The organism is Pseudomonas sp. JV245A (genome assembly GCF_032424515.1).
Classification (GTDB): Bacteria; Pseudomonadota; Gammaproteobacteria; order Pseudomonadales; family Pseudomonadaceae; genus Aquipseudomonas; species Aquipseudomonas protegens.
On the sequence record NZ_VYKE01000186.1, the window covers coordinates 1 to 8,462 of the forward strand.

General features: G+C 61.5%; 7 protein-coding genes. 6 read left to right on the forward strand and 1 reads right to left on the reverse strand.

Annotation, left to right across the window (positions count from 1 at the left end):
• A partial coding sequence (locus tag F6S12_RS27975; protein ID WP_315869565.1) for a leucyl aminopeptidase occupies positions 1–1,328 on the reverse strand: 1,328 nt, incomplete at its 3' end.
• A gap of 306 nt (positions 1,329–1,634) precedes the next feature.
• On the opposite strand from F6S12_RS27975, the gene lptF reads away from it, so the two are divergent.
• The 6 genes from lptF to era all read left to right on the forward strand — a co-directional run bounded on the left by lptF (position 1,635) and on the right by era (position 8,436).
• A complete protein-coding gene (gene lptF, locus F6S12_RS27980) occupies positions 1,635–2,753 on the forward strand; it encodes an LPS export ABC transporter permease LptF (protein WP_015634263.1) in 1,119 nt (372 codons plus the stop codon).
• Positions 2,746–3,807: an LPS export ABC transporter permease LptG gene (lptG, locus tag F6S12_RS27985; RefSeq protein ID WP_011059418.1), complete on the forward strand. Its 1,062-nt coding sequence runs from the start codon at positions 2,746–2,748 to the stop codon at positions 3,805–3,807. Before lptF ends, lptG begins: the two co-directional genes overlap by 8 nt.
• Positions 3,808–3,975: 168 nt before the next feature.
• Positions 3,976–5,775 carry a translation elongation factor 4 gene (gene lepA / locus F6S12_RS27990; protein WP_011059419.1) on the forward strand — a complete coding sequence of 600 codons (1,800 nt, stop codon included), beginning with the start codon at positions 3,976–3,978 and terminating at the stop codon, positions 5,773–5,775.
• Between the two features lie 5 nt (positions 5,776–5,780).
• A complete protein-coding gene (lepB, locus tag F6S12_RS27995) occupies positions 5,781–6,635 on the forward strand; it encodes a signal peptidase I (RefSeq protein WP_011059420.1) in 855 nt (284 codons plus the stop codon).
• Between the two features lie 216 nt (positions 6,636–6,851).
• Positions 6,852–7,541 carry a ribonuclease III gene (gene rnc / locus F6S12_RS28000; RefSeq protein ID WP_011059421.1) on the forward strand — a complete coding sequence of 230 codons (690 nt, stop codon included), beginning with the start codon at positions 6,852–6,854 and terminating at the stop codon, positions 7,539–7,541.
• Positions 7,534–8,436, forward strand: a complete 903-nt coding sequence (gene era / locus F6S12_RS28005) for a GTPase Era (RefSeq protein ID WP_315869566.1) — start codon at positions 7,534–7,536, stop codon at positions 8,434–8,436. The genes rnc and era overlap by 8 nt, the downstream gene beginning before the upstream one ends.
• Positions 8,437–8,462 lie beyond the last annotated feature (26 nt).

An 8,462-nucleotide genomic window follows, 5' to 3' on the forward strand; every position in this document is an offset into this window, starting at 1 on the left:
GTGCCGGCCTTCGGCCCGCCGATGTTGGCGATGTCGGCGAACGGGCTGTCCAGTTGCTCCTGGTACTCGTCGAACAACGGCAGTTGCCAGGCGCGGTCGTCGGCTTGCTGACCGGCGCTGAGCAGTTGGCCGATCAGTTCGTCGTTGTTGCCCAGCAGGCCCGAAGTATGGGCGCCCAGGGCGACCACGCAGGCACCGGTGAGGGTGGCAATATCGATCACGGCCTGTGGCTTGAAGCGCTCGGAGTAGGTCAGGGCATCGCACAGCACCAGGCGGCCTTCGGCGTCGGTGTTGAGGATCTCCACGGTCTGCCCGCTCATGGTGGTGACGATGTCGCCAGGGCGCGCGGCGCCACCGCTGGGCATGTTCTCGGCGCAGGCCAGGATGCACACCAGGTTGATCGGCAGCTTCAGCTCCAGCACGGCGCGCAGGGTGCCGAACACACTGGCGGCGCCGCCCATGTCGTACTTCATTTCATCCATGCCGGCGCCCGGCTTGAGGCTGATGCCGCCGGTGTCGAAAGTGATGCCCTTGCCCACCAGGGCGAACGGCTTCTCGGACTTCTTGCCGCCGTTGTACTGCATGACGATCAGGCGTGGCGGCTGGTCGCTGCCCTGGCCCACGGCATAGAACGAGCCCATGCCCAGTTCCTTGATCTTCTTCTCGTCGAGGACCTCGACCTTCAGGCCCTTGAACTCCTTGCCCAGGGCCTTGGCCTGTTCGCCGAGGAAGGTCGGATGGCAGACGTTCGGCGGCAGGTTGCCCAGGTCGCGGGTAAAGGCCATGCCGTTGGCGATGGCCTGGGCATGGGTCACGCCGCGCTGGACTTCGGCTTCGGCGGCCTTGATGGTCAGCAGGGTGATTTTCTTCAGGGCGCGGGGCTCTGCCTTCTGGCTCTTGTAGCGGTCGAAGACATAACCACCGTCCACCAGGGTTTCTGCCAGCAGGCGGGTCTTGCCGTAGCTGTCGCGGCCCTTGACCACGACTTCATCCAGCGCCAGCACGGCGTCGCTGCCGCCCAGGCCCTTGAGGGTGGTGAGCACGCCGCTGATGATCTTGCGGAACGGGCGGTCGCCCAGTTCGCCGTCCTTGCCGGTGCCTACCAGCAGCACCCGCTCGGCCTTGAGCTTGGCCACGCCGTGCAGCAGCAGGCTCTGGCCGACCTTGCCGGCCAGGTCGCCGCGCTTGAGTACGGCGCTGATGGCGCCGCCGCTGAGTTCGTCGAGTTGCTTGGCAACGTTGCCGAGTTTGCGGCCTTCGCCGACGGCGACCACCAGGGTGGCGGTCTTCAACGTTTCCGGGCTAACGCTTTTTACAACCAGTTCCATGTCTGGGTCCCTGAATAAATGGTCAAAGAGCGCAGGAGGCTGTCCTGCGCCGAGCTTATCTATATAGAAGAAGACGCCGCATGCTGCCGACGACAAAGCCGCCAGTTTGAACCTCGCCGGTCGCGGCTGACAACCCTCGCATGGGCCAGTTTCGGCGCATTAGAGCGCTGGGTGAGCATCCTCCGTGACAGGCGCACGCAATCACAGGATAATGCGCCATCTTTTTTCGGCGGCCCTGCGTCTGGGGCCGGCTCGATACGTTTGCTTGTTCGGCCGCCTTAGCCTGACAACCCTGGAGTGTCTGGTTTGATCGTCTTTCGTTATCTGTCCCGCGAAATCCTGCTGACCCTGAGTGCCGTGAGCGCGGTATTGCTGGTCATCATCATGAGCGGGCGCTTCGTCAAGTTCCTCGCGCAAGCCGCCTCGGGGGCCCTGGATCCGGGCTCGCTGTTCCTGATCATGGGGTTTCGCCTGCCGGGCTTCTTGCAACTGATCCTCCCTCTGGGGCTGTTCCTCGGCATTCTCCTGGCTTACGGCCGGCTCTATCTCGAAAGCGAGATGACCGTGTTGTCGGCCACCGGCATGAGCCAGCAGCGCCTGTTGGGCATAACCATGATCCCCGCGGCCCTGGTGGCCCTGCTGGTGGCCTGGCTGAGCCTGAGCCTGGCGCCCCAGGGTGCCAACCAGTTCCAGCTGTTGCTGAACAAGCAGGATGCCCTGACCGAGTTCGACACGCTGGTGGCGGGGCGCTTCCAGGCGCTCAACGACGGTACCCGGGTCACCTACACCGAGCAGTTGTCCGAAGACCGAACCAACCTGGGCGGCGTGTTCATTTCCGAGAAGCGCCTGGGCCAGCAGAAAAAGGACGAGGGCATTTCGGTGCTGGTGGCCGAGAAGGGCCATCAGGACATTCGCCCCGACGGCAATCGCTACCTGATCCTGGAAAACGGCTATCGCTATGACGGCAACCCGGGCGAGGCCAACTACCGGGTGATCAAGTACGACACCTACGGTGTTTTGCTGGAGCGTCCGGACGTCAGCGACGAAGTCACCGATCGCGATGCCATGCCCACCGCTGACCTGATCGGCAAGGATGACCTGCGAGCCCGTGCCGAGCTGCAATGGCGCCTGTCCCTGCCATTGCTGGTGTTCATCGTGACACTGATGGCGGTGCCGTTGTCCCGGGTGAACCCGCGCCAGGGCCGCTTCCTTAAGCTGATCCCGGCGATCCTGCTGTACATGGCTTATCTGACCATCCTGATCGCCGTGCGCGGTGCACTGGAGAAGGGCAAGATTTCCCCGGCCCTGGGGCTGTGGTGGGTGCACCTACTGTTTCTGTTGATCGGCCTCGGCCTGATGTATTGGGAGCCGATGCGCTTGAAAATGGCGAGTCGTCGCAGCGTGAAGGAGATGGCTCGTGGTTAAGCTCGATCGCTACATCGGTAGCAGTGTGTTCATGGCTATCCTGGCGGTCCTGGGGATCATCCTCGGGCTGGCCTCGCTGTTTGCCTTCATCGATGAAATGGGGGCTGTCAACGAAACGTATACCGTGGTGGATGTAATGAGCTACGTGGCCCTCACTGCGCCGCGTCGGGTCTATGAAATGCTGCCGATGGCAGGCCTGATCGGCTGCCTGATCGGCCTTGGCAGCCTGGCCAGTAACAGCGAGTTGACCATCATGCGCGCGGCCGGTGTATCGGTGGGCCGTATTGTCTGGGCGGTCATGAAACCCATGCTGGTGCTGATGCTGGTGGGCGTGCTGGTGGGCGAATACGTAGCGCCGGCCACCGAGACCCAGGCCCAGGCCAGCCGGGCCCTGGCCCAGGGTTCCGGCGATGCCCAGAGTTCCAAGCACGGCCTGTGGCACCGCCAGGGCGATGAATTCATCCATATCAACGCAGTGCAGCCCAATGGCCTGCTCTATGGCGTGACCCGCTACCACTTCGATGACCAGCGCCACATGCTGTCGTCGAGTTTTGCCCGCCAGGCCCGTTTCCACGAGGACTACTGGCAGTTGACGGATGTCACCACCACCTACTTCCGCGACGGTCATACCGAAGTCATCAGCGTGCCCGGCGAACGTTGGGATGTGGCCTTGAGCCCGCAACTGCTGAGCACTGTGGTGATGGCGCCGGAATCCCTGTCCATCAGCGGCCTGTGGGGCTACATCCACTACCTGGCCGACCAGGGCCTGAACAACGGTCGCTACTGGCTGGCGTTCTGGGTCAAGGTCCTGCAGCCGCTGGTGACGGCGGCGCTGGTATTGATGGCCATTTCCTTCATTTTCGGTCCGCTGCGTTCGGTGACCCTGGGTCAGCGGGTATTCACCGGCGTACTGGTGGGTTTCACCTTCCGCATCGCCCAGGATCTGCTGGGCCCTTCGAGCCTGGTATTTGGCTTTTCGCCGCTGTTCGCGGTGCTGGTGCCTGCGGGTATCTGCGCGGTGGCGGGCGTCTGGCTGTTGCGCCGGGCCGGCTGATTCCGCGGCTTTGCCAGGGTCTTGACGTAACGCCCCGGTCCTTGGATCGGGGCGTTTTTGCATTTGACAAACGCTGACAGGCGAGCGTGACGCTTGTGCCGAGTATCAGGTACAATTCCCGGCTATTTTTCGGCGGGCCATGCCTGCAGCCTTTTTGAGTGTTCATCCGTGAGTGATTTGAGTCATATCCGCAATTTCTCCATCATCGCCCACATTGACCATGGCAAGTCGACTCTGGCCGATCGCTTCATCCAGATGTGCGGCGGCCTGGCCGAGCGCGAAATGGAAGCCCAGGTTCTGGACTCCATGGACCTTGAGCGTGAGCGCGGGATCACCATCAAGGCCCACAGCGTCACCCTCTATTACAAGGCCCGCGACGGCATTACCTACCAGCTGAACTTCATTGACACCCCGGGCCACGTGGACTTCACCTACGAAGTCAGCCGTTCCCTGGCGGCCTGTGAAGGTGCATTGCTGGTGGTGGACGCCGGCCAGGGCGTCGAAGCCCAGTCGGTTGCCAACTGCTACACCGCCATCGAGCAAGGCCTGGAAGTGATGCCGGTGCTGAACAAGATCGACCTGCCACAGGCCGATCCGGAGCGGGTCAAGGAAGAGATCGAGAAGATCATCGGTATCGATGCCACCGACGCCGTGACCTGCAGCGCCAAGACCGGCCTGGGCGTGGACGAGGTGCTCGAGCGCCTGGTGACCACCATTCCGGCACCGACCGGCAACATCGAAGACCCGCTGCAAGCCCTGATCATCGACTCCTGGTTCGACAACTACCTGGGCGTCGTGTCCCTGGTACGTGTACGTCATGGCCGGGTGAAGAAGGGCGACAAGATCCTGGTCAAGTCCACCGGCAAGATCCACCTGGTGGACAGCGTTGGTGTATTCAACCCGAAACACACCGCCACCACCGACCTCAAGGCCGGTGAAGTGGGCTTCATCATCGCGGGCATCAAGGACATTCACGGCGCGCCCGTGGGTGACACCCTGACCCTGAGCTCGACCCCGGACGTTGAAGTGCTGCCGGGTTTCAAGCGCATCCAGCCCCAGGTCTACGCCGGCCTGTTCCCGGTCAGCTCCGACGACTTCGAGGATTTCCGCGAAGCGTTGCAGAAGCTCACCCTCAACGACTCGTCGCTGCAGTACACCCCGGAAAGCTCCGACGCCCTGGGCTTCGGCTTCCGCTGCGGGTTCCTCGGCATGCTGCACATGGAGATCATCCAGGAGCGCCTGGAGCGCGAGTACGACCTGGACCTGATCACCACCGCACCGACGGTAATCTTCGAGCTGCAACTGAAGAACGGTGAAACGATCTACGTCGACAACCCGTCCAAGCTTCCGGATCTGTCGGCGATCGAAGACATGCGCGAGCCGATCGTGCGGGCCAATATTCTTGTGCCGCAAGAGCACCTGGGCAACGTCATAACCCTGTGCATCGAGAAGCGCGGCGTGCAGCACGACATGCTGTTCCTCGGCAGCCAGGTCCAGGTGACCTACGACCTGCCGATGAACGAAGTGGTCCTGGACTTCTTCGACCGCCTGAAATCCACCAGCCGCGGCTATGCTTCGCTGGATTACCATTTCGATCGTTACCAGTCGGCTAATCTGGTGAAACTGGATGTGCTGATCAACGGTGAGAAGGTCGACGCCCTGGCGTTGATCGTGCACCGTGACAACGCCCACTACAAAGGGCGTGCGCTGACCGAAAAGATGAAAGAACTGATTCCTCGGCAGATGTTTGACGTGGCAATCCAGGCCGCCATTGGCGGGCAGATTGTGGCGCGGACAACCGTCAAGGCGCTCAGAAAGAACGTACTGGCCAAATGCTACGGCGGCGACGTTAGCCGTAAGCGCAAGCTGTTGGAAAAGCAGAAGGCCGGTAAGAAACGCATGAAGCAAGTGGGCAACGTGGAAATTCCACAAGAAGCCTTCCTTGCCGTGCTCAGGTTGGATAGTTAGGTCCTATGTCACTAAATTTCCCGCTGTTGCTGGTCATCGCTGTCTTCGTTTGCGGTCTCTTGGCGTTGCTCGACCTGGTGTTCCTGGCACCGCGCCGGCGTGCCGCCATTGCCAACTATCAGGGCAGCGTCAGCCAGCCGGACGGGGTGGTGGTCGAGAAGCTGAGCAAAGAGCCGCTGCTGGTTGAATACGGCAAGTCGTTCTTTCCGGTGCTGTTCATCGTCCTGGTGCTGCGTTCGTTCCTGGTGGAGCCGTTCCAAATTCCATCGGGCTCGATGAAGCCGACCCTGGATGTGGGCGACTTCATCCTGGTGAACAAGTTTTCCTACGGGATCCGCTTGCCGGTGATCGACAAGAAGGTCATCGAAGTCGGTGATCCGCAGCGCGGCGATGTGATGGTGTTCCGCTACCCAAGCGATCCGAACGTCAACTACATCAAGCGTGTGGTCGGCCTGCCGGGTGATGAAGTGCGCTACACCAGCGACAAGCACCTGTTCGTCAACGGTCAGCCGGTGGCGGAGCAACTGGTGGGGGCTGAACCCGGCACCTTGGGCAGCGCCGAGCTGTACAAGGAAAAACTGGGCGCCGCCGAGCACTTGATCCGCAAGGAAATGAGCCGTTACCGGGCAACCCCGGACGGTCGCTGGGTGGTGCCGGCCGGGCACTACTTCATGATGGGCGACAACCGCGACAACTCTAACGACAGTCGCTACTGGGACGATCCAAGTATTCCCAAGGACCTGCTGGGCATGGTTCCCGACAAGAATATCGTCGGCAAGGCCTTCGCAGTCTGGATGAGCTGGCCCGAACCGAAACTCAGCCACCTGCCGAATTTCTCGCGGGTTGGCCTGATCAAGTAATCACACGCGGCGCTGTTGAACACAGCGCCGAATGCTTTTCTGGCTCTTGTATAAAACGGCCTTGCCCTTGGGCGACCCGTAACAGCCTTATCGCCAGAAGCATGCAGTCAACGATATTCAGGATGTAAATTTGAACACAGCGTTAATTGCCACCCGCACCTCGTGCGCGGCCCCTGGGATGGCGAGTTTCGGCAACGAAACCAGCGTGGGTAAACCGTGAGCGTTTCTTTGAGCCGTCTCGAGCGTCAGCTCGGTTATTCCTTCAAGGACCAGGAGCTGATGCTGCTGGCCCTCACTCACCGCAGCTTTGCCGGGCGCAACAACGAACGCCTGGAGTTTCTCGGTGACGCCATTCTCAACTTCGTTGCCGGCGAGGCGCTGTTCGAGCGCTTTCCCCAGGCCCGCGAAGGCCAGCTGTCGCGTTTGCGCGCGCGTCTGGTGAAAGGTGAAACACTGGCGGTGCTGGCCCGTGGTTTCGACCTGGGCGAGTACCTGCGCCTGGGCTCCGGCGAATTGAAGAGCGGCGGTTTCCGTCGTGAGTCGATCCTTGCCGATGCCCTGGAGGCCCTGATTGGTGCGATCTACCTGGACGCCGGCATGGAGACTGCCCGTGACCGCGTGCTGTCCTGGCTGGCCTCGGAGTTCGAGAGCCTGACCCTGGTGGACACCAACAAGGACCCCAAGACCCGGCTGCAGGAATTCCTCCAGTCCCGCGCCTGCGAATTGCCACGTTACGAAGTGGTGGATATCCAGGGCGAACCGCATTGCCGGACATTCTTCGTTGAATGTGAAGTCACCTTATTGAATGAAAAAAGCCGAGGTCAGGGTGTGAGCCGCCGTATTGCCGAACAGGTAGCGGCCGCCGCAGCACTGATTGCCCTGGGCGTGGAGAATGGCCATGACTGATTCAACTGCAACACGCTGTGGCTATGTCGCCATCGTCGGCCGCCCCAACGTGGGCAAGTCGACGCTGCTCAACCACATCCTCGGCCAGAAGCTGGCGATCACCTCGCGCAAGCCCCAGACCACTCGTCACAACATGCTCGGGATCAAGACCGAAGGCGCCATCCAGGCGATCTACGTCGATACCCCCGGTATGCACAAGAGCAACGAGAAGGCGCTGAACCGCTACATGAACAAGACCGCTTCGGCGGCGTTGAAAGACGTCGACGTGGTGATCTTCGTGGTCGATCGCACCAAGTGGACCGACGAAGACCAACTGGTACTGGAGCGTGTGCAGTACGTGCAGGGCCCGGTAATCCTGGCGATCAACAAGACCGATCGCATCGAGGACAAGGCCGAGCTGATGCCGCACCTGACCTGGCTGCAGGAGCAACTGCCGAACGCCGAGATGGTGCCGGTCTCCGCCCAGCAGGGCCACAACCTCGAAGCCCTGGAAGGCCTGATCGCCAAGCACCTGCCGGAGAACGACCACTTCTTCCCGGAAGACCAGATCACCGACCGCAGCAGCCGCTTCCTCGCCGCCGAACTGGTGCGGGAAAAGATCATGCGCCAGCTCGGTGCCGAGCTGCCCTACCAGATCACCGTGGAAATCGAAGAGTTCAAGCAGCAGGGCAAGACCCTGCATATCCATGCCTTGATCCTCGTCGAGCGCGACGGCCAGAAGAAAATCATCATTGGCGACAAGGGTGAGCGGATCAAGCGCATCGGCATGGAGGCGCGCAAGGACATGGAGCTGCTGTTCGATTCCAAGGTCATGCTCAACCTCTGGGTCAAGGTCAAGGGCGGCTGGTCCGACGACGAACGCGCCCTGCGCTCCCTGGGCTACGGCGACCTCTGATGCACTTCGCCGGCAAGCCGGCTCCT